The 18,296-nt window shown below is 70.4% G+C and carries 20 protein-coding genes, 1 tRNA gene and 1 pseudogene; 10 read left to right on the top strand and 12 right to left on the bottom strand.

The window, feature by feature from the left end; translation table 11 throughout:
- Positions 1 to 7: 7 nt before the first annotated feature.
- The 4 genes from mfd to AB0F91_RS02140 all read right to left on the bottom strand — a co-directional run bounded on the left by mfd (position 8) and on the right by AB0F91_RS02140 (position 5,987).
- On the bottom strand, positions 8 to 3,571 hold the full coding sequence (gene mfd, locus AB0F91_RS02155; RefSeq protein ID WP_360595116.1) for a transcription-repair coupling factor: 3,564 nt from the start codon (positions 3,569 to 3,571) through the stop codon (positions 8 to 10).
- Positions 3,572 to 3,965: 394 nt separating this feature from the next.
- On the bottom strand, positions 3,966 to 4,589 hold the full coding sequence (locus tag AB0F91_RS02150; protein ID WP_360593967.1) for a hypothetical protein: 624 nt from the start codon (positions 4,587 to 4,589) through the stop codon (positions 3,966 to 3,968).
- Between the two features lie 103 nt (positions 4,590 to 4,692).
- The gene (locus AB0F91_RS02145; protein ID WP_360593965.1) at positions 4,693 to 4,842 is read right to left on the bottom strand and encodes a hypothetical protein; all 150 of its coding nucleotides are present in this window, start codon (positions 4,840 to 4,842) and stop codon (positions 4,693 to 4,695) included.
- 227 nt (positions 4,843 to 5,069) lie between these two features.
- Positions 5,070 to 5,987 carry an LLM class flavin-dependent oxidoreductase gene (locus AB0F91_RS02140; protein ID WP_360593964.1) on the bottom strand — a complete coding sequence of 306 codons (918 nt, stop codon included), beginning with the start codon at positions 5,985 to 5,987 and terminating at the stop codon, positions 5,070 to 5,072.
- A gap of 85 nt (positions 5,988 to 6,072) precedes the next feature.
- Here AB0F91_RS02140 and AB0F91_RS02135 point away from each other — a divergent pair, with 85 nt between their 5' ends.
- Positions 6,073 to 6,861: a helix-turn-helix transcriptional regulator gene (locus AB0F91_RS02135; protein ID WP_360593962.1), complete on the top strand. Its 789-nt coding sequence runs from the start codon at positions 6,073 to 6,075 to the stop codon at positions 6,859 to 6,861.
- Between the two features lie 227 nt (positions 6,862 to 7,088).
- Here AB0F91_RS02135 and AB0F91_RS02130 read toward each other — a convergent pair whose 3' ends face one another.
- Both AB0F91_RS02130 and AB0F91_RS02125 read right to left on the bottom strand, forming a co-directional pair.
- Positions 7,089 to 7,598 (bottom strand): DedA family protein, encoded by a 510-nt coding sequence (locus AB0F91_RS02130; RefSeq protein WP_360593960.1) that lies wholly within the window; start codon positions 7,596 to 7,598, stop codon positions 7,089 to 7,091.
- Positions 7,570 to 8,172 carry a methyltransferase domain-containing protein gene (locus tag AB0F91_RS02125; protein ID WP_360593958.1) on the bottom strand — a complete coding sequence of 201 codons (603 nt, stop codon included), beginning with the start codon at positions 8,170 to 8,172 and terminating at the stop codon, positions 7,570 to 7,572. Before AB0F91_RS02125 ends, AB0F91_RS02130 begins: the two co-directional genes overlap by 29 nt.
- Before the next feature lie 250 nt (positions 8,173 to 8,422).
- Between AB0F91_RS02125 and AB0F91_RS02120 the strand changes: the two genes are divergently transcribed.
- The 5 genes and pseudogenes from AB0F91_RS02120 to AB0F91_RS02100 all read left to right on the top strand — a co-directional run bounded on the left by AB0F91_RS02120 (position 8,423) and on the right by AB0F91_RS02100 (position 11,381).
- Positions 8,423 to 8,692, top strand: a complete 270-nt coding sequence (locus AB0F91_RS02120; protein ID WP_360593956.1) for a hypothetical protein — start codon at positions 8,423 to 8,425, stop codon at positions 8,690 to 8,692.
- Positions 8,662 to 9,120 (top strand): histidine kinase dimerization/phosphoacceptor domain-containing protein, encoded by a 459-nt coding sequence (locus tag AB0F91_RS02115; RefSeq protein WP_360593954.1) that lies wholly within the window; start codon positions 8,662 to 8,664, stop codon positions 9,118 to 9,120. Before AB0F91_RS02120 ends, AB0F91_RS02115 begins: the two co-directional genes overlap by 31 nt.
- Positions 9,024 to 9,533 carry an ATP-binding protein gene (locus AB0F91_RS02110; protein ID WP_360593952.1) on the top strand — a complete coding sequence of 170 codons (510 nt, stop codon included), beginning with the start codon at positions 9,024 to 9,026 and terminating at the stop codon, positions 9,531 to 9,533. Before AB0F91_RS02115 ends, AB0F91_RS02110 begins: the two co-directional genes overlap by 97 nt.
- A pseudogene (locus AB0F91_RS02105) lies at positions 9,439 to 10,162 on the top strand (response regulator transcription factor). The gene AB0F91_RS02110 and the pseudogene AB0F91_RS02105 overlap by 95 nt, the downstream one beginning before the upstream one ends.
- A gap of 37 nt (positions 10,163 to 10,199) precedes the next feature.
- The gene (locus tag AB0F91_RS02100; protein ID WP_360595114.1) at positions 10,200 to 11,381 is read left to right on the top strand and encodes a PQQ-dependent sugar dehydrogenase; all 1,182 of its coding nucleotides are present in this window, start codon (positions 10,200 to 10,202) and stop codon (positions 11,379 to 11,381) included.
- Here the strand turns inward: AB0F91_RS02100 and AB0F91_RS02095 are convergent.
- Positions 11,378 to 11,845, bottom strand: a complete 468-nt coding sequence (locus tag AB0F91_RS02095) for an SDR family oxidoreductase (RefSeq protein ID WP_360593950.1) — start codon at positions 11,843 to 11,845, stop codon at positions 11,378 to 11,380. The genes AB0F91_RS02100 and AB0F91_RS02095 overlap by 4 nt on opposite strands.
- Positions 11,846 to 11,908: 63 nt before the next feature.
- Between AB0F91_RS02095 and AB0F91_RS02090 the strand changes: the two genes are divergently transcribed.
- Together AB0F91_RS02090 and AB0F91_RS02085 are read left to right on the top strand one after the other, a co-directional pair.
- The gene (locus AB0F91_RS02090) at positions 11,909 to 12,427 is read left to right on the top strand and encodes an isochorismatase family protein (RefSeq protein WP_360593949.1); all 519 of its coding nucleotides are present in this window, start codon (positions 11,909 to 11,911) and stop codon (positions 12,425 to 12,427) included.
- Complete coding sequence (locus AB0F91_RS02085) at positions 12,424 to 12,813, top strand: NUDIX domain-containing protein (RefSeq protein WP_360593947.1); 390 nt, start codon at positions 12,424 to 12,426, stop codon at positions 12,811 to 12,813. Before AB0F91_RS02090 ends, AB0F91_RS02085 begins: the two co-directional genes overlap by 4 nt.
- Here the strand turns inward: AB0F91_RS02085 and AB0F91_RS02080 are convergent.
- From AB0F91_RS02080 to AB0F91_RS02065, 4 genes are all read right to left on the bottom strand, one after another.
- Complete coding sequence (locus AB0F91_RS02080) at positions 12,810 to 13,169, bottom strand: nuclear transport factor 2 family protein (protein ID WP_360593945.1); 360 nt, start codon at positions 13,167 to 13,169, stop codon at positions 12,810 to 12,812. The genes AB0F91_RS02085 and AB0F91_RS02080 overlap by 4 nt on opposite strands.
- Before the next feature lie 44 nt (positions 13,170 to 13,213).
- Entirely contained in the window at positions 13,214 to 13,804 is a 591-nt protein-coding gene (locus AB0F91_RS02075; protein WP_360595112.1) for a TetR/AcrR family transcriptional regulator, read from the bottom strand.
- A gap of 102 nt (positions 13,805 to 13,906) precedes the next feature.
- On the bottom strand, positions 13,907 to 14,527 hold the full coding sequence (locus AB0F91_RS02070) for a zinc-binding dehydrogenase (protein ID WP_360593944.1): 621 nt from the start codon (positions 14,525 to 14,527) through the stop codon (positions 13,907 to 13,909).
- A 574-nt stretch (positions 14,528 to 15,101) separates the two neighbouring features.
- Positions 15,102 to 15,926 (bottom strand): oxidoreductase, encoded by an 825-nt coding sequence (locus AB0F91_RS02065; protein ID WP_360593943.1) that lies wholly within the window; start codon positions 15,924 to 15,926, stop codon positions 15,102 to 15,104.
- Between the two features lie 80 nt (positions 15,927 to 16,006).
- Here AB0F91_RS02065 and AB0F91_RS02060 point away from each other — a divergent pair, with 80 nt between their 5' ends.
- The gene (locus tag AB0F91_RS02060) at positions 16,007 to 16,906 is read left to right on the top strand and encodes a LysR family transcriptional regulator (RefSeq protein ID WP_360593942.1); all 900 of its coding nucleotides are present in this window, start codon (positions 16,007 to 16,009) and stop codon (positions 16,904 to 16,906) included.
- 53 nt (positions 16,907 to 16,959) lie between these two features.
- Here AB0F91_RS02060 and AB0F91_RS02055 read toward each other — a convergent pair whose 3' ends face one another.
- Positions 16,960 to 17,922: an acyl-CoA desaturase gene (locus AB0F91_RS02055; protein ID WP_360593940.1), complete on the bottom strand. Its 963-nt coding sequence runs from the start codon at positions 17,920 to 17,922 to the stop codon at positions 16,960 to 16,962.
- Positions 17,923 to 18,129: 207 nt separating this feature from the next.
- Between AB0F91_RS02055 and AB0F91_RS02050 the strand changes: the two genes are divergently transcribed.
- A tRNA-Gln gene (locus tag AB0F91_RS02050) sits at positions 18,130 to 18,201 on the top strand.
- Positions 18,202 to 18,296: the final 95 nt, after the last annotated feature.

Below are 18,296 nucleotides of genomic sequence, written 5' to 3'. Positions count from 1 at the left end.
GGACACGTCACACGGTTGCGGGAGTTTTCGTGAGCTGGGTCAGGAACTTCGTGCACCAGTCGAGCAGTTCCTGGTCCCGCAGCGTCGGCGCGCCCATGCGGCCGCCGGCTGGGCCCTCGGTCGGCTTGGGCACGGAGACCGTGTTCGTCACCGCCTTGTACATCGCCTTGGGGTACAGGCGCTTCAGCCGCACCATTTGCGAGTCGGCGAGTGGCAGGGGCGCGAAGCGGATGGTGTTGCCCTGCACCGCGACCTCCGTGACGCCCGCGGCGCGGCAGGTGTGGCGGAAAGCCGCGACGGCGAGGAGGCGGTTGACCGGGGCGGGTGGCTGGCCGTAGCGGTCGATGAGTTCTTCGCGCACGGCGTCGAGGCCCGCGGTGTCGGGCGCGGCCGCGATCTTGCGATAGGCCTCCAGGCGCAATCGCTCGCCTTCGACGTAGTCGTGGGGGATGTGGGCGTCGATGGGGAGGTCGACGCGGACTTCGGCGAGTTCCTCCTCCTCGCTGGGCTCGGCGCCGGCGTGGCGGCGGAACGCTTCGACGGCCTCGCCGACCAGGCGCACGTACAGGTCGAAGCCGACGCCCGCGATGTGGCCGGACTGTTCGGCGCCGAGGATGTTGCCCGCGCCGCGGATCTCGAGGTCCTTCATCGCGACGGCCATGCCCGCGCCCAGTTCGGTGTTCTGCGCGATGGTCGCGAGCCGGTCGTGCGCGGTCTCCGTCAAGGGCGCTTCCGGCGGGTAGAGGAAGTAGGCGTAGCCGCGTTCGCGGCCACGGCCGACGCGTCCACGCAGCTGGTGGAGCTGCGCCAGCCCGAGGAGATCACCGCGTTCGACGATGAGGGTGTTGGCGTTGGAGATGTCCAGGCCGGTTTCGACGATCGTGGTGCAGACGAGCACGTCGTACTCGTTTTCCCAGAAGCCCTGGATGATCTTTTCGAGCTTGTCCTCGTTCATCTGGCCGTGGGCCGTCACGACACGCGCTTCGGGCACCAGCTCGCGAATGCGTTTGGCGGCCTTCTCGATGGAGGAGACGCGGTTGTGGACGTAGAAGACCTGGCCGTCGCGCAGGAGCTCGCGGCGGACCGCGGCGCCGACCTGCTTGTCGTCGTAGCCGCCGACATACGTCAGGATCGGGTGCCGGTCTTCGGGCGGGGTGAGGATGGTGGACATCTCGCGGATGCCGGCGAGCGACATCTCCAGCGTGCGCGGGATGGGGGTGGCGGACATCGTGAGCACGTCGACGTGCGTGCGCAGCGCCTTGATGTGTTCCTTGTGCTCCACGCCGAACCGCTGCTCCTCGTCGACGATCACGAGGCCGAGGTCCTTGTACCGGATACCGGTCTGCAGCAGGCGGTGCGTGCCGATGACGATGTCGACCTCACCCGCGGCGAGCTGTTCGAGGACCTGGTCGGACTCGGCCTTGTGCGTGAACCGCGAAAGGCCCTTGATGGTGACCGGGAACGACTGCATGCGCTCGGTGAAGGTGTTCAGGTGCTGCTGCGCGAGCAGCGTGGTCGGCACGAGCACGGCGACCTGTTTGCCGTCCTGCACCGCCTTGAACGCGGCGCGCACGGCGATCTCGGTCTTGCCGTAACCGACGTCGCCGCAGATCACGCGGTCCATGGGGACGCCGCGCTCCATGTCGGCCTTGACCTCGTCGATGGCGGCGAGCTGGTCGTTGGTCTCGGTGAAGGGGAACGCGTCTTCGAGCTCGTGCTGCCAGGGCGTGTCGGGGCCGAAGGGGTGGCCGGGCGCGGCTTGGCGCGCGGCGTAGAGCTGCACGAGCTCGGCCGCGATCTCCTTGACGGCCTTCTTGGCCTTGGCCTTGGTGTTCTTCCAGTCGGAGCCGCCGAGCTTGTTGAGCGTGGGCAGCTCGCCGCCGACGTAGCGAGAGACCTCGTCGAGCTGGTCGGTGGGCACGAACAGCCGGTCACCCGGGTGGCCGCGCTTGGAACTCGCGTACTCCAGCAGCAGGTACTCACGCGTGGCGCCGGCGACGGTGCGCTGCACCATCTCGACGAAGCGGCCGATGCCGTGCTGGTTGTGCACCACGTAGTCGCCGGCCTTCAGCGCCAGCGGGTCGACGGCGTTGCGCCGCCGCGACGGCATCTTGGCGTTGAGGTCCTTTGTGGACGTGCCGGCGTTGGCGCCGCGGCCCGTGAGGTCGGCCTCCGACAGCACCACGAGGGCGCGCTCGGGTGAGACGAAGCCGTCGACGAGGGCACCGCAGGTGACGGTGACGACGCCGGCGCGCGGGGCCTCGGTGATGCCGTCCGCGGCCAGCGCGGCCGGCACCTCGGCGGTGGTGAGCTGCTCGACGGCGCGGCTGGCCGTGCCGTGGCCCGCGACCACGAGCACGCCGGTGCCGCCGGCGGCGACGTGGGCGCGCAGGTCTGTCATCGCGCGGTCGAACTCGCCGCGGTAGGCGGGCGCGGCCTCGACGCCGACGCGGTAGACGTCGGGGTCTTCGCTGCTCAGCTGGGTGATCGTCCACCAGGCGCGCTTGGTGTCCTGCGCGTGTTCGGCGATCTCGGCCAGGTCGCGGTAGGCCGACGCGCCGAGGTCGATGGGTGCCTGCCCGCCGGCCGCGGCCGTGGTCCACGACGCTTCGAGGAACTCCTGGCCGGTGCGCACGAGGTCGTGGGCGCGGGCGCGGATCTTCTCCGGGTCGGCGAGCAGCACGTGGCTGCCGCGCGGCAGTGCGTCGGTGAGCAGGGTGAGCTCGCCGGCGCACAGGACCGGGATGAGGGCTTCCATGCCTTCGACGGGGATGCCGTCGGCGAGCTTGGTGAGCATCTCGGCCAGCTGCGCGTCGGCCTCGTAGGTGACGGCGAGCTCGGCTGCCTTGGCCTTGACGTCGGCGGTGAGCAGCAGCTCGCGGCACGGCGGCGCGGTGATGTGCTGGATCTCGCCCGGCAGAGAGCGCTGGTCGGAGACGGCGAACGGGCGGATCTCGCTGACCTCGTCGCCCCAGAACTCCACGCGCACGGGGTGCTGGGCGGTGGGGCCGAACAGGTCGAGGATGCCGCCGCGGACGGCGAACTCGCCGCGCTTCTCGACCATGTCCACCCGGGTGTAGGCGAGCTCGACCAGGCGCTCCAGCAGGCCTTCGAAGCTCTGCTCCTCGCCGACGACCAGGTCGACGGGCGCCAGCGAGCCGAGGCCGGGGGCCATGGGCTGGATCAGGCTGCGGACGGTGGCGACGACGACCTTGAGCTCGTCGTCGCCCTGGTGCAAGCGGTGCAGCACCTCGAGGCGGCGCCCGACGGTGTCGGCGCGCGGCGAGAGGCGCTCGTGGGGCAGCGTCTCCCACGAGGGGAAGTCGACGACCTTCTCGCGCCCGAGCAGGGCTTCGAGGGCGGCGGTGAGCTCGTCGGCCTCCCGGCCGGTGGCGGTCACGGCCAGCACGTGGCGGCCCGCGCCGCCCCTGGATTCGTCTTCGGCGAGCGCGGCGGCGACCAGCTGACGTGCGGTCACGGCGCCCTGCAGTTCAAGCAGCGGGGCGCCGGCTCGCTCGACGACCCCGCGCAGGGCGGGGTCGGGGAGGATGGCTTGGAGGAGTCCGGACAGTGGAGCGTCGGTCACGCCTTTCAGAGTACGTCGGGGCACCGACAGTCCGGGGCCGACCTGGCCACGTGGTGAGGGCGGCGCGCGGGCCCCGGGGTCCGCTGGGCCGGCTGTCACCCGGGCGACGTGGCCCTGCCCGCCTGGCGGCTGGTGAAGCCGGGGGTTCGCGACGGGAGGCAGAACGCGGCCGGCGCGGCGGCCGCCGCCGGCGCCTACCAGCCATTTTGTGGTGATCGCCGGTGATGGTGTGGGGGGTGTTGCCCGTGAGGCCGGCGCCCTTCTCGAAGTTTCCCGAAGCCTGATTGCTGCGGGTGCCGGACGGACTTGCGGCACCCGGGTCGTGAATCAGCGCGCACTCCGACCGGCCGGAGTGCGGCTCGCCCGTTCACGAAACGGCTCAAGCCGCCCGCCTCACTGCTTGATCAGCGTCGCGACGTTGATGTGCGGCCAGTCGATGCCGAGGAAGCGCAGGATGATCGTCTGCGTGTACTGGAGCTGGAGGAACTGGCCCAGCACCGGGTCCTGCACCTTCTCGATCCAGAACACGGCCGTCATGCTGGTGGCGTTGGCGTTCGCCACCACGAACGGGATGTTCTGGGATGCCGCCGGCGGTGCCGCCGATCGCCTCGGTGGTCGAGAGCGGGAGCACGATGGTTTCGGTGATCTTCTGGCCCTTGATCGCGTCGGTGAGCACCACGTTCGGGTTCACCACCGCTTCGGCCGGGTTGCCGACGGGCAGCGCCGTGTGCTTGAACGGCGCGAGGTACTTCTCATCGGTGACCGGTTTGCCCGTGCTTGTCCTGATGGGCGTCGAAGCCACCGGATCGATGCGCGGGCCGCCTTGCACGGTCAGCGGTTCTCCCTGCGCCAGCAAGGCATCCCCGTGCGGGATGGTCGCCAGCCTGGTCACGGTCTCGGGCGCGGCCGGCGCGGTGGTGGCCGGAACGTCGAGCCACATGCCCGTTTCGAAGTGCAGCGCGCCGCCCGTGGCCGCGTCCGCGATCTGCTGTGTGTAGTGCACACCGCGGAAGAACGCGGAAGAAGATGTCGTCCTGGGCCGACCCGCGGTCCGGCACCGGAGCGCCGATGGGCGCGAACTCGATCGTCTCCTGCGCCGCGCTGAGCTACAGGAAAAACGGCTGTTCGTCGTGTTTGTCCGGGCGCGAGATCAGGTTGAACCCTCTGCCCATCCACCGGCCCGGCAGCTCCCGCAGCGACCGCAACGTCGCGAGGTCGGCGGGAGCACCCGCGCGGAAGACGTGCGGAGTGGTCATGACTGAACTTCCTTTCCGTGGCAACGGATCCCGGTGATCGAGTCCGTGGGTGACACGGTGGGGACCTGCGCGATGACTCAGAAGTTCACTCGATCGGGCAACGACGTCGCCCGGGTGGTGCCGCGGTTCCAGTCGGGGTCTCCGGTGATCTTCATGACTTTCCTTCCGTGTCAACAGATCCGCCGGGTGGGGATCCATTCACGACACGGATGGAGGCGCTCGAGGGTTCAGTGTTGCGGAAAATTGGTCGGCAAGAGTTCCGACAGCAAGCGCAGCTGGTCGGCCACCACGTCGACGTCCAGGGCGGCGATGCGCAGAAGAATGTGGTCTGCACCAGCTAGTTCGTACTCGCGCAAGCCGGCCGCGACGGCCGCGACCGGGCCGGTGAGCATCGTCTGGATGGTGCCGATCGCGGACAGCGGGCGGCGGTACGTGGCTTGGCAGTAGGTGTCCAGCGCCTGGCGGCCGCGTTCCGGATCGTCGTCCAGGAAGGTCGTGGCGAACAGGGCCGGGGCGATCGGTCGGTCGGTGAGCGAGCGGATGGTGGTGAGGCCGCGGGCGTAGTCGGCGGGGTCGGGCGGGTAGGGCAGCCAGCCGTCGTAGAGGTCGGCCGTGCGGCGGAGAGCGGACGGGGTCGCGCCGGCGAGCCACAGCGGGGGGCCGCCGGCGCGAGAGGGCGCGGGGACGTCGGGGAGCCAGTCGTGGTGGAGGACCTTGCCGTGGAACGACCGGGGCGTTCCGGTCCAGAGGTCGCGCCAGAGGCGGACGACGTCGTCGAGGTGGGAGAAGCGCGTCTTGAACCGCACGCCGACCAGGTCGAACTCCGGCTCGCTGAAGCCGGGGAACCCCGCCCCGAGCCCGAGCACCAGGCGGCCGCCGGAGAGCTGGTCGAGCGTGGAGATCGTGAGCGCCGCCTGCACGGGCTGCCGCAACGCGGGCAACAGCGCGGCGGTCCCCACCGTCACGCGCTCGGTGGCCTGCGCGACGGCGGTCAGCAAGGTGAGCGGCTCGGCCCGCGCGCGGACGAGCGAATCGCCCGCCCAGACGGAGTCGAAGCCGAGGCGCTCGGCCTCGCGCGCGAGCTCGACGACGGCGGTCACGGGAAGCTGGGCTTGCCCGGCGGGCAGGAGGAGTCCGTAGTGCATGGGCTCGAGACTGTTCCGCCGCGGGTCCCGCGGCAATTCCCTGGAAGGAATGGCGCGCCCGTGCGGGTTCTGCTTGCCTGGCGCCATGGATCCGGCCTTCGCCACCGCGCTGCGCCACGCCCGCACCCGCCGCCGTCTCAGCCAGCTCGACCTGGCCCTGGCCGCCGGCACCACGCAGCGGCACGTGAGCTTCCTGGAACGTGGCCGTTCGGCTCCCGGCCGTGGCATGGTCGTCCGCGTGGCCGAAGCCCTCGGCCTGCCCCTGCGCGAACGCAACGCCCTGCTCGTGGCGGCCGGCTTCGCCCCGCGCTACGCCGAGACGCCTCTCGACGATCCCCGGCTGGCCCCCATCCTCGGTTCCTTGACCGCGCTCCTCGACGGCCACCGCCCGTACCCGGCGCTGATCGTCGACCGCTACGGCACCCTGGTCGCCGCGAACGACGCCTTCACTCTCCTGACCGACGGCGTCTCGCCCGACCTGCTGGTGCCACCCGTGAACGTCCTGCGCCTCGCCCTCCACCCCGACGGCATGGCCCCGCGCATCCACAACTTCGCCGACTGGGCGCAGCACGTGCTCGAACGCCCTCGCCAGGGTCTGCCGGACCCGCGCCAGGCCGAACTGCTGGCGGAGCTCACGTCGTACCTGCCCGTGCCTTCGCCGCCTTCGCCGGACCACCTCGGCTTCGCGGTGCCCCTGCAGCTGTCCACCTCCCTGGGCGACCTCAGCCTGATCACCGCCATCACCCGCCTCACGACGGCGGTCGACGTGACGATCGCGGAGCTGAGCCTGGAGACGTTCTTGCCCGCGGACGCGGAAACGGCCGCTTTGCTCACGGCCGGCCACCCGCACGCGGCCGCGACCGAACCCGCCTGACCCGCAAGCCCACGACAGCAGAGCCCCACGACAGCAGAGTCCCACCCTCTCGGGGCGGCCCTGGCACCAGTCGACCGGCACACCCCGGCAAAACCCCGCCCTGAGCTGGGGTTATCCACAGCCGAGCGGGTTGGGGACAAAGCCGCGCTCGCGCAGAATTCGGCTCTGTGCAAGGACATCGACAGCCGGCCGGGCCCAGTACACCAAACTTGCGAAAGCGGCCCCGCTCAAACCGGCACAACCCACCCCGTCAGCTGCCCCGCCAGCAACTCGAGCCCCGCCCACATGACCGCGGCACAGACGCTCCCTACCGCAAACCGCCGGTACGGCAGCCCGGCCGACCCGGCGACCCGGGGCACCAGCGTCCGCACCCCCGCCAAACACCGGCCCAGCACCACCGCCGGCAGCCCGTACCACACGATCACCGACTCGGCCCGGTCCCAGCGCGCCGCCCCGACCCGGCGCCCCAGCCGCGAAGAACGCAGTCGCGGCCCCAGCACCCGCCCCTCCCAGTACGCGACCTGATCGCCGAGAGCAGCGGCGAAAACGCACACCACCAACGCCACCCACCAGGACAGGGTCCCCCGCTGCACGAGAAAGCCCATCATCAGCAAAGTGGACAGTGTCGGCAGCACGATCCCTGGCAACAGAGCCGTTTCCGCCGTGATCACCAGCGCACAGACGACGTAGACGACCACCGCGGGGGCGTCAAGAAGCGGGTGCAGCAGAGCGTTCACGGGAAACCCCGGCGGAAACCGGCAACGCGGCCCGGTACACATACGCCGGCGGCAGGTTCCGCCACACCAGCGGCGTCCGCTCGACCACGAAGAAGCGGCTGCGCAACAGCCGGGCGAAACGGCGGGCCGGCGGTGTCCAGGCGGTGTGCGCGTAGGCGAACGTCGTGACGCAGCCGCGCGGGGACAGGACCGAGCAGACCGAGTCCAGAATCTCCTGCTGCCGCGAGGAAGGCATGGCCGTCCAGGGCAGGCCGGAGATCACGACGTCCGGTGGGGCCAAGCCCAAGGAGCCCACCGAGGAAGCCGAGCCGCACACCACCGAGATCGAGGGAAACCGCGAACGCAGCGAAGAGGCCAGCCGGGGGTTGAGCTCCACCGCCGTGAAGGACGCGGACGCCGGCAGCAACGCCAGTACCGCCGAGGTGATCACCCCCGTCCCCGGCCCCAGCTCGACGACCGAAGACGCGCCCTCGAGACCGAGGCCGCGGGTCATGACGGTGGCGAGGAAGCCCGAACTCGCCGCGACGGCACCTGTCAGCATGGGGTGCCTGAAGAACTCCGTGGTGATCGACATGAACCCGAAACTAAGGACGCCACCCATGGCCGCGGATCGGCCGATCGGGCCGCGTGGGTCGTCCCTTCGGAGGAGGCGAGGCATACCGCGGAAGGACGCGGCGAGCGGCCGGCGGGCATTACGTTCGAAGACGTGCGAGCACTGGTGAGGTGGGTGCGCAGGCAGCACTGGACGCTGGACCTGCCGCTGTACGCGGTCTTCGTGCTGCTCGGGCCGAACGTCGCGGCCGGCGACTGGTCCCCTGCAGTTGGTGCCGCTGGCGTTCCTGCTGCCCCTGCTCGTGCGAAGGCGGTGGCCGCGGACGACGGCGGTGCTGATCATCGCCGGGGTGGCGGCCGTCTACACGAACCCGATGTGGGCGGTTGACCGCGGGCGCAGTGAGCTGGCGATGGCAGTGGTGCTGTTCACGCTGGTCAAGAGGGGTGGCCGCCGGTTCGCGGCGCTGACCGCGGCGGCGGTGTTGGTCCTCGACTCGATGTGGGGGTTCAGGTGGGCGTCACCACGCAGAACCCGACGTTGACGATCGTCGGCGTGCTGCCGCTGCACATCGCGGCGTGGGCGCTCGGCGAGTTCTTCCGGCCGAAGGAGCAGCTGACCGACGAGGAACGGCTGCGCGCGGACCTCGTGGTGTCCGAGCGGCAGGCGCAGGCGCGCGCGGCCGTCGCGGAGGAGCGCACGCGCATCGCGCGCGGGCTCCACGACGTGCTCGCCCACAGCATGAGCGTGATCGTGCTCAACGCCGAGGGCGCGAAGCTCGCGCGGCACCAGGACCCGGACGCCGTGGACCGCTCGACACCATCAGCCGGACCGGGCGCGGGGCGCTCGCGCAGCTGCGGCGGCTGCTCGAGGCGATGCACGCCGGCGAGCCCGCGCGCACGCCGCAACCGACGCTGGACGAGCTGCGCGCGCTCGTGGAGCAGTCCGGGCGCGACGTCGAGCTCGACGTGACCGGTGACGCCACCGACCTGCCCACGGGCGCCGCGCTGCAGGCGTACCGCATCGTCCAGGAGGCACTCACCAACATGCTCAAACACGCTCCCCCCGACGCGTCCGCCCGGGTGCGCGTGGAGTTCACGCGCACCGAGGTGCTCGTCGAGGTGACGAACACCGGGGGCCGCGAGCCCGTGGCGGCCGGGCTGACGTCGTCGGGGCGCGGGCTGGCCGGGATGGCGCAGCGCGTGGAGCTCTACTGCGGCAAGCTCGAGACGGACCCGCTGCCCGACGGCGGGTTTGCGTACTCGCGACGCTGCGGACGGGCGCGGCGCGATGACGTCGGTGCTGATCTGCGACGACCAGGAGCTGGTGCGCGTCGGGCTGCGGATGATCGTGGACAGCCAGCCGGACCTCGACGTCGTCGCTGAGGCGGCCGGCGGTGCGGAGGCCGTGCGGATCGCCTCAGCTCACTGCGCCCGCGGTCAACCGCCCACATCGGGTTCGTGTAGACGGCCGCCACCCCGGCGATGATCAGCACCGGGAGCAGCGGCCCGACCTGGTGCTCGTGGACGTCCGCATGCCGGTGCTCGACGGCGTCGCCGCGACCGAGCGCATCTGCGCCGCCCTGCCGGACGTGCGGGTGCTGGTGATCACGACGTTCGACCTCGACGACTACGCCGGCTCGGCCCTGCGCGCCGGCGCGAGCGGGTTCCTGGTGAAGGACGCGCCGTCGGACGAGATGCTGGTGGCCATCCGCGGCGTGCTGCGCGGCGACGCGATGGTGTCGCCGTCGGTCACGCGGCGGCTGCTCGACCGCTACCTCACCGGCGGCCCGTCGAGTCGGCGAATCTGGGTTCGCTCACCCGAGCGTGAGAAGGACGTACCCGGGCTGATCGCTCGCGGGCTGTCGAACGGCGAGATCGCGGGCAAGCTGTTCATCGGCGAGACGACGGTGAAGACCCACGTCGGGCGGGTCCTCGCCAAGCTGGGCCTGCGGGACCGGGTGCACGCGGTGGTGTTCGCGTACGAGTCGGGGCTGGTCCGGCCCGGCGATTGAGACGCGAACGTCGCTTTTGTCGGGCATGCTGGGTTGTATGCGCCTGCCCGGAGTCGTGCTGCTCGCGGTCGTCGCGGTGCTCGCTGCCGCTTGTTCGGGGGCGGCGAGTGCGCCGCCGCCGTTGACGAGCGCACCTTCGTCGGCTTCTGCCACCGGGTTTCGCGTCGAGGAGGTGGCGGGCGGGCTCGAACACGGGTGGGACATCGGGTTCCTGCCGGACGGATCGCTACTGGTGCCGCAGCGGCCGGGCAAGCTGGCGTTGATCCGGAATGGGCGGACCACTGAGGTGCGCGCTGATTTTTCCGACGTCCTCGTGCAGGGTGAGGGCGGGCTGATGGGGATGGTGCTCGCCGCGGATTTCGCTTCGTCACGGGAGTTCACCACGTGCCAGACGCACCAGGCGGATGGTCGGGCTGTCGACGTCCGGCTGGTCACGTGGCGGCTCGCGCCCGATGGGGCGAGCGCCTCGAAGGTACACGACTTGCTGACGGGGCTGCCGGTGAACCTCAGTGGCCGTCATTCCGGCTGCCGGCCGACGCTGGCTCCTGACGGCGCGCTGCTCGTCGGGACCGGGGACACGGCGCGGTCGACGATCGCGCAGGACCGCCACAGCCTGGGCGGGAAGGTGCTGCGGATCAACGCGAAAACCGGGGAAGCGTTGCCGGACAACCCGTTCTTCGCTTCGACGGATCCGCGCGAACGGCGGATTTACACCTTCGGGCACCGCAACATCCAGGGAGTCGCGATCCGGCCCGGGACGGGGCAGGTGCTGGCTTCCGAGCACGGGCCGACGTTCGACGACGAGGTGAACCTGATCCGGCCCGGCGCAAACTACGGCTGGGATCCGTCGAAGGGCGGGTCGGATTCTTCGTACGACGAGAGCGTTCCGATGACGGATCTCGCACGGTTCCCGGACGCGGTCCGTCCACTCTGGACCTCCGGGGAGATCACCGAGGCGACTTCCGGTGACGCGTTCCTGACGGGTCCTCAGTGGGGTGCCAACGAAGGCGCGTTGGCCGTGGTGGCGTTGAAGGGGCAGAAACTGCTGCTGCTGCATCTGGATTCCACGGCGAACGTCACTTCGGTGACGCTGCCGCCGGAATTCGACGACCGGTTCGGGCGGTTGCGCGCCGTCCGTTCCTCACCGGACGGCGCGCTTTACGTGACCACGTCGAATGGTTCCGACGACAAAGTCCTTCGCGTCACCCCGGGCGCCTAGTGTCGTGAGTCATTAGTTCGCCGGTAGTTGGTAGGGTGTGGCATGCCGAACGTGTGCGCGGCGATGGATCCGATGGTGATGATCCGGCCGTTGTCGGCGAGGCGGTCGCGCAAACCTGCCGTGACCAAGGCGGCGGTGAAGACGTTGGCGCGGAAATTGGCCGTCCACGCGGTGCTCAGGGTGGCGAGGTCGGTGTTGTCGTCGCGGAGGAAATCGGTGTTGCCGCCGGCGTTGTTCACCAATACGTCAACGCTTTCCGGCAATTGCGGCAAGGCCGCTTCGACGGCTTCGTGATCGCCTGCGTCGAACGTGACCGCCCGAGCGCCGAGCAGTGCCGCGGCCTCGGTGAGCACGCTCCCGCGGCGGCCGGTGATCGTCACGCAGTCGCCGGCCCGCACGAACGCGGCCGCGATGGCGTAGCCGATTCCCGTGCCGCCGCCGGTGACCACCACTTCCCGGTTCATCCCGAACACCTTTCCCCAGTGGACGAACACCGACCGTACCGGGACCGGCCTAGGATCTGCCGTATGACTGAGATCGACCCCGCGTCGACGGCGCTCGTGCTCGTCGACTTCCAGGAGCGGATCGTCGCGATGCCGACGACGCCGTTCGCCGGGCCCGAGGCCGCCGCCAACGCCGTGCGCCTGCGCGACGCGTTTTCCGAGGCCGGCGCGCAGATCGTGATCATCCAGGCCATGCGGCCGGGCTCCGAGGGCGCGCCGGGCAGCGACGTGATCCCGGAGCTCAAGCCGCGCAACGGCGAAAAGCTCGTGGTCAAGGCCACGATCGGCGGCTTCCACAACACCGACCTGCACGCGCACCTGCGCGACGCGGGCGTGCGCACCGTCGTGCTCGGCGGCATCGCGACGGAGTTCGGCGTGGAGTCGACGCTGCGGGCGGCCGCGGACCACGGGTACTCCGTGATCGCCGTGTCCGACGCGATGACGGGTCTTTCGGACGTGTCGCACGAATCGTCGACCACGAAGATCTTCCCGCGGCTCGGCACGGTGCTCACCACGGCCGAAACCCTTGCGGCACTGGGATGATCGACAAACTGGCGTGGCTGCACGTGGTGGACGGCCGCGTGCTCACGGTGGTCTCGACGGGTAAAGACACGTGGTACCTGCCGGGCGGCAAGCGCGAACCCGGCGAGTCCGACGCCGAGGCGCTGGTGCGGGAGATCGCGGAGGAGCTGTCGGTCGCGCTGGACCCGTCTTCGCTCGAGCCCGTGAGCGTGTGGGAGGCACAGGCGGACGGGCGCGCGGCCGGGACGGTCGTGCGGATGACCTGTTACACGGGCTCGTTCTCCGGCTCCTTGGCGGCGTCAAGCGAGATCGCCGCCTTCGACTGGCTGGGTTTCGAGGACCGTCCCCGGGTGTCGGCGGTCGTGCAGCTCATCTTCGACGACCTGCACGCACGCGGCCTTGTTTAGCCGAGCTGCTGCTGCATCGCCGCGGCCAGCGCGTTGAGCCCCGACAGCGGGCGCACCATCACCACGAGCTCGGTGATCTCGCCGGAATCGTTGGTACGCAAGAAATCGCACCCCTCCACGGCACGGTCGCCGACGCGCGCGGTGAAGACCAAGGCGTGGCCGTGGTCGTCTTTCAGCTCTCGCTGGTAGCCGAAGTTCTCGAACACGGCGAACGCCGCGCGCAGAATCACCGCCACCTGCTCGCGCCCCAGGTAGGGCCGGTGCACGGCGGGACTCCGGAACACGGCGCCCTCGGCGAACAACGCGATGGCGGCCTCGATGTCCCGGCCTTCGATGGCTTCCCGGAAAGTCTTCATCGGATGATCGTCAAGCACTGACACCGTTCGGACAAGCCCCCAGCTCAGCCCAGCAGCTTCGGCTTGTGCTCCAAATGCGACAGCCCGTTCCAAGCCAAGTTCACCAAATGCGCCGCCACCTCGTCGCGCTTCGGCTTGCGCGCGTCCAGCCACCATTGGCCCGTCAACGCCACCATCCCGACCAGAGCCTGCGCGTACAACGCCGACAGCTTCTCCTCGTAGCCGCGCGCCGCGAATTGCTGGGCGAGGATGTGTTCGACCTGGCCCGCGATGTCGTTCAGGACGGTGGAGAAGGTGCCCGTGGAGCTGGCCACCGGGGAGTCGCGGACGAGGATGCGGAAGCCGTCGTGGGAATCCTCGACGTAGCTGAGCAGGGCGATCGCCGCTTGTTCAAGCATGACGCGCGGGTGGCCGCCGTGGAGGGTGTTGACCATGCGGTCGAGCAGGAGCTGGGTTTCGCGGTCCACGACGACCGCGTAGATGCCTTCCTTGCCGCCGAAGTGTTCGTAGACCACGGGTTTCGAGACGTTCGCGCGGGAGGCGATCTCTTCCACCGAGGTGCCGTCGAAGCCCTTCTCCGCGAACAACGCGCGCGCGACGAGGAGCAGCTGTTGCCGGCGCTCGCTGCCCGTCATGCGCACGCGCGTCACCGGCGCCGCCGGTCGTGCGCCGGTGACTGCTGCTTCGCGCTTCGCCCTTCGTCTCCCCGCCATGCGCAGCAGGGTAGCCGCAGGGTGTCACGCCATCGGAGTGAGCACCGTTCGCGAGAAGGCGCCACCCGAAGCGGCGGCGTGCGCGACAGCCTTGTCGACCTCGGGCAGCTCGAACCGCGTCACCCGCTCCGGCGCCAGGTCGAGCGCACCCGACGCGAGGAGGCGGATGATCCCGACGTTGGCCGCGCGCGGGTACATCCACTGGCCCCGCACCGTCACCGAGTTCCGCATCAGCCACGGGTACGGCAGGGACAGCTCCGCGCCGCCGAGCATGCCGACACCGCCCATCAGCACCACGCGGCCGTGTTCGCGCACGGTCATCGCGGCGGCGCGGGCGACGGACGCCGGGGCCCGCGGCGGGAGAAGGTCGAGCACGAGGTCGACGGGACCGTTCGCGCGCATCGCGGCGAGGTCCGTGTCAGCGTCGCCGCAGAGCTCGACCGGCCGCACGCGCGGGCCGAACCGCTCGGCCAGCAGGTCGAGCACCGCCCGGTCGCGGCCTGGCGCCACGACGCGGCCGGCACCCATCGCCAGCGCCACAGCCACCGCGCAGCTGCCCAGATTGCCGGTCGCGCCGCTGACCAGCACCGTCTCTCCGGCCGCGAGCCCGCCCGCGAGCAGGCCGCCATACGGGATCACGTGCACGCTCAGCGCCGCCCACCGCAAAGGTTCACGCCGGCGGGCAGCGGATGGACGTTTTCCGTGGGCACGCGCATGAGCTCGGCGAACGCGCCGTCGTGGAAGTACCGCGACAGCCGCGCGCCGGGAGCTCCAGCCCTGCAGCGTGATGTCGGGGGTGAGGGCATCGTCGCGGGCGCGAACGGTCGAATCGCACCACACGAGGTCACCCGGAGTCAGTTTGGTCGCGGCCGCCCCGGCACGCCGGACGCGCCCGATCCCCCCGATGCCGGGGACCACGGGCGGTTCGAGCGGATACCGCCGTGCACCGCTGAACACTTCGGCGGCGTACGGGGGCGATCGTCGCGAGGACCTCGACGAGCACTTCGCCGTCCGGCGGATCGGGCACCTCGCCGACGACGAGCGGGGAACCGAAAGTGGTCAGGGTGGCTGCGCGCACGGGAATGCCCTTCTGTTCAAGCACTTTCCCGAACGGTAGGACCTTGCAAAGCCATGCCGGAAGCGAAGATCAGGCAACCCGGCTGTGCGTAACACGCATGGTCCAGGCACGACACGAGGCGCCGGCGAAGACACGGCCCCCTCAGCCGAACGCGGTGTTGCGCGCGTGGTCTTCCCAGGCCGTCAGATCGGCCCGCACCTGGTCGAGGTGGCCGCTGATGGCGTCGACGGCGTCCGCGCCGAGGGCCAGGCGCAGCGGGGTCTCCGGCGCGTCGAGCGCGACGAGGATGGCGGCGGCGGCCTTGGCGGGGTCGCCGGCCTGCGTGCCGTCGGCGTCGACGACGAGGCGGCGCGTGGGACCGACCGAGTCGGCGTAGTCGGCGATCTCGCGGCTGCGGCTCGTGCTGCCCCACAGGCCGGTGCGGAACGCGCCCGGCTCCACGATCAGCACCTTGATCCCCAGGCGCCCCACCTCGTCGGCGAGCCCCTCCGACAGCCCCTCCAGCGCGAACTTCGTGCCGCTGTAGGCCGAGACCCCCGCGAACGACAGCTGCCCGCCCATGCTGCTCATCTGCACGATGGCGCCGGACCGCCGCTCGCGCATGTGCGGCAGCGCGGCGCGCACGAGGGCCGCGGGGCCGAAGACGTGCACGTCGAACAGCGACCGCAGCTCCTCGTCGGTGGTCTCCTCGAACGCGCCGACGTGGCCGCGGCCGGCGTTGTTCACCAGCACGTCGAGCCGGCCGTACCGCGCGATCACCGACGAGACGGCGGCGTTCACCGCCGCGACGTCAGTGACGTCGAGCGGCACCGCGTCCACCTGGTCCGGGTGCGCGGCGACGACGTCGGCGAGCGTTTCGGTGCGCCTCACAGCCGCGACCACCACGTCGCCGGCCGCCACCGCGGCCTCGGTGAGCGCGCGGCCGAAGCCGCTCTTCGCGCCGGTGATCAGCCAAACCTTGTTCATGTCCCGAGCCCCTTTCGCTGTCACCGACTCTGGGCGAAAATCGCTCGCGGGTCCAAGACCTCCTGTGATAGCCATGAGCTATGGACGTGCACGGGCGCGATCTGCGGTATTTCGTCACGGCCGCCGAAGAGCTCCACTTCACGCGCGCGGCCGAGCGGCTCTACGTCTCCCAGCCCGCGCTGAGCAAGCAGATCCGCATGCTCGAACGGCAACTCGGCGCGCGGTTGTTCGACCGCGACCGCCGCGAGGTCCGGTTGACGCCGGTGGGAGAGGCCTTGCTGCCGCATGCCCGCCGGGTGCTCGCGGAGTGGGACGCGGCGCACGACGCCGTCGCACAGGCGAAGGCCGAGCAACGCGGGACGCTTGTCGTCGGCATGAGCACGAGCCCCGGCCGCGGCGGCATGCTACCTGCGATCCGGTCGAGGTTCACCGACGAGCACCCCCACGCCCGGCTCACACTGCGCCAGGTCGGCTGGCACGACTCCACGGCGGGGCTCGCGGAAGGCGCCACCGACGTCGCCTTCGTGTGGCTGCCGGTGCCGGGCGCCGAACGCTACAGCTGGGTCGTGGTCGCCGAAGAACCCCGGCTGGTCGCGATGTCGGCCACCCACCCGCTGGCCAATCAGTCCGCAGTGGACTTCACCGACCTGCTCGACGAACCGTTCCTCGCCCTGCCTGCCGACGCCGGCCCGCTGCGCGACTACTGGCTCGCCCCGGAAGCCCGCGGCGGCCGCGCTCCCGTGATCGGCGCGGAGATCAGCAGCGCGGACGAAACCTACGAGGCCCTCGTCGACGGCCGCGGCGTCTGCCTCATCGCCGCGGGCAACGCGCCCCTGCTCACCCGCGGCGACGTCGTCGCCCTCCCGGTCCGCGGCGTGTCCCCCAGCCGCCTCGCACTCGCGTGGCGCAAGGACGACGCCCGCCCGCTGGTCCGCGGTTACGCGCGCGCTGCCCGGCTGGCCACCGAGAACAAACCCTGAAAAAGAAAGCGGACCACCGAAAACCGGTGGTCCGCGAAGAAAACAGAAAGAACTCAGCCCTCGGAAGCGATCCGAGCCAGCCGCTGCGGAGTCGGCCAACGCACGTCGTGCACCCAGCCGAACTTCTCGAACATCCAGATCAGGCGGGCCGACATGTCGATCTGGCCGCGCTTCACGCCGTGCCGGGCGGACGTCGGGTCGGCGTGGTGCAAGTTGTGCCAGGACTCGCCGAAGGAGAAGATCGCCAGGGGCCAGAAGTTGGCCGAGCGGTCACGGGCCGCGAAGGGCCGTTCGCCGATCATGTGGCAGATGGAGTTCACGGACCAGGTCACGTGGTGCAGCACGCAGATGCGCACGAGGCCGGCCCAGAAGAACGCGGTGAGCGCGCCCCAGAACGACCACGAGATGAGACCGCCGAGCAGGGCGGGCAGGGCCAGCGAAACCAGCGCCCACAGCCAGAACAGGTCGTCGACCTTCCGGATCGCCTGGTCCTTCACCAGGTCCGGCGCGAAGCGAGCCTGGTTGCTCGTGTCGCGCTCGAAGAGCCAGCCCATGTGGGCGTGCCAGAAGCCCTTCGCGATGGCCGTCGGCGACGTGCCGAACATCCACGGCGAGTGCGGGTCGCCGTCGCGGTCGGAGAAGGCGTGGTGGCGGCGGTGGTCGGCGACCCAGGTGATCACCGGGCCCTGCAGGGCGATGCTGCCGGCGATGGCCATCACCACGCGCAGCCACTTCTTCGCCTTGAACGACCCGTGCGTGAAGTACCGGTGGTAGGCGACGGTGATGCCCAGGCCACTGACGCCGTAGAAGGCGACGAACAGCGCGACGTCGACCCACGTCAGCCCCCAGCCCCATGCGAACGGCACGGCGACCAGCAAGGCCACCAGCGGCGCGAGCACACCGAGGTACACCGAAACCTGCACGCCTATGCCGCGTTGACCGTCGACGATCGGCTTGGGGCCCTTCGGGGCCGGTGGCTCTCCAGCGGGCCGGGAACGATCGAGGGTGGCCGTCATACGCTTCACTTCTTCCTACGAGCCCCGTGCACAGGGTGTCCTAACCTACGATTCCGTAAGTTACGGTACAGGAGGTTTCGAGCCACGGGGAGGCCCGAAATGTCCGTTCTCTTGACCTCGAGTTCAACCTGAGGGGTACCCACAACGCCGGCGCCTCACCCTCGTGCCACCACCGTCGCCGATCATCGCTATCCTGACCAGGATCGATCCGCCGTAGTGTAATCGGCAGCACTTCAGATTTTGGTTCTGACAGTTCAGGTTCGAATCCTGGCGGCGGAGCAGCGAACGACCGGACCCGAGGCGATGGGGATGTGGGGCGGCTGAGCGACGAAGCGATCGAATCCGGGGGCGCCAAGCGACCGACTCTCGTCGAG

The sequence above is a fragment of the Amycolatopsis sp. NPDC023774 genome (genome assembly GCF_040639695.1).
Lineage (GTDB): Bacteria > Actinomycetota > Actinomycetes > Mycobacteriales > Pseudonocardiaceae > Amycolatopsis.
This window is presented reverse-complemented; position numbering and strand designations above follow the sequence as displayed.

What these genes read in the sequence shown, in the direction of transcription:
- AB0F91_RS02145 (WP_360593965.1), bottom strand. Translation starts at nt 4,842, where the DNA reads ATGACCACTCCGCACGTCTTCCGCGCGGGTGCTCCCGCCGACCTCGCG.
- AB0F91_RS02140 (WP_360593964.1), bottom strand. Translation starts at nt 5,987, where the DNA reads ATGCACTACGGACTCCTCCTGCCCGCCGGGCAAGCCCAGCTTCCCGTG.
- AB0F91_RS02135 (WP_360593962.1), top strand. Translation starts at nt 6,073, where the DNA reads ATGGATCCGGCCTTCGCCACCGCGCTGCGCCACGCCCGCACCCGCCGC.
- AB0F91_RS02125 (WP_360593958.1), bottom strand. Translation starts at nt 8,172, where the DNA reads ATGTCGATCACCACGGAGTTCTTCAGGCACCCCATGCTGACAGGTGCC.
- AB0F91_RS02110 (WP_360593952.1), top strand. Translation starts at nt 9,024, where the DNA reads ATGCACGCCGGCGAGCCCGCGCGCACGCCGCAACCGACGCTGGACGAG.
- AB0F91_RS02100 (WP_360595114.1), top strand. Translation starts at nt 10,200, where the DNA reads ATGCGCCTGCCCGGAGTCGTGCTGCTCGCGGTCGTCGCGGTGCTCGCT.
- AB0F91_RS02095 (WP_360593950.1), bottom strand. Translation starts at nt 11,845, where the DNA reads ATGAACCGGGAAGTGGTGGTCACCGGCGGCGGCACGGGAATCGGCTAC.
- AB0F91_RS02090 (WP_360593949.1), top strand. Translation starts at nt 11,909, where the DNA reads ATGACTGAGATCGACCCCGCGTCGACGGCGCTCGTGCTCGTCGACTTC.
- AB0F91_RS02085 (WP_360593947.1), top strand. Translation starts at nt 12,424, where the DNA reads ATGATCGACAAACTGGCGTGGCTGCACGTGGTGGACGGCCGCGTGCTC.
- AB0F91_RS02080 (WP_360593945.1), bottom strand. Translation starts at nt 13,169, where the DNA reads ATGAAGACTTTCCGGGAAGCCATCGAAGGCCGGGACATCGAGGCCGCC.
- AB0F91_RS02075 (WP_360595112.1), bottom strand. Translation starts at nt 13,804, where the DNA reads ATGACGGGCAGCGAGCGCCGGCAACAGCTGCTCCTCGTCGCGCGCGCG.
- AB0F91_RS02065 (WP_360593943.1), bottom strand. Translation starts at nt 15,926, where the DNA reads ATGAACAAGGTTTGGCTGATCACCGGCGCGAAGAGCGGCTTCGGCCGC.
- AB0F91_RS02060 (WP_360593942.1), top strand. Translation starts at nt 16,007, where the DNA reads ATGGACGTGCACGGGCGCGATCTGCGGTATTTCGTCACGGCCGCCGAA.
- AB0F91_RS02055 (WP_360593940.1), bottom strand. Translation starts at nt 17,922, where the DNA reads ATGACGGCCACCCTCGATCGTTCCCGGCCCGCTGGAGAGCCACCGGCC.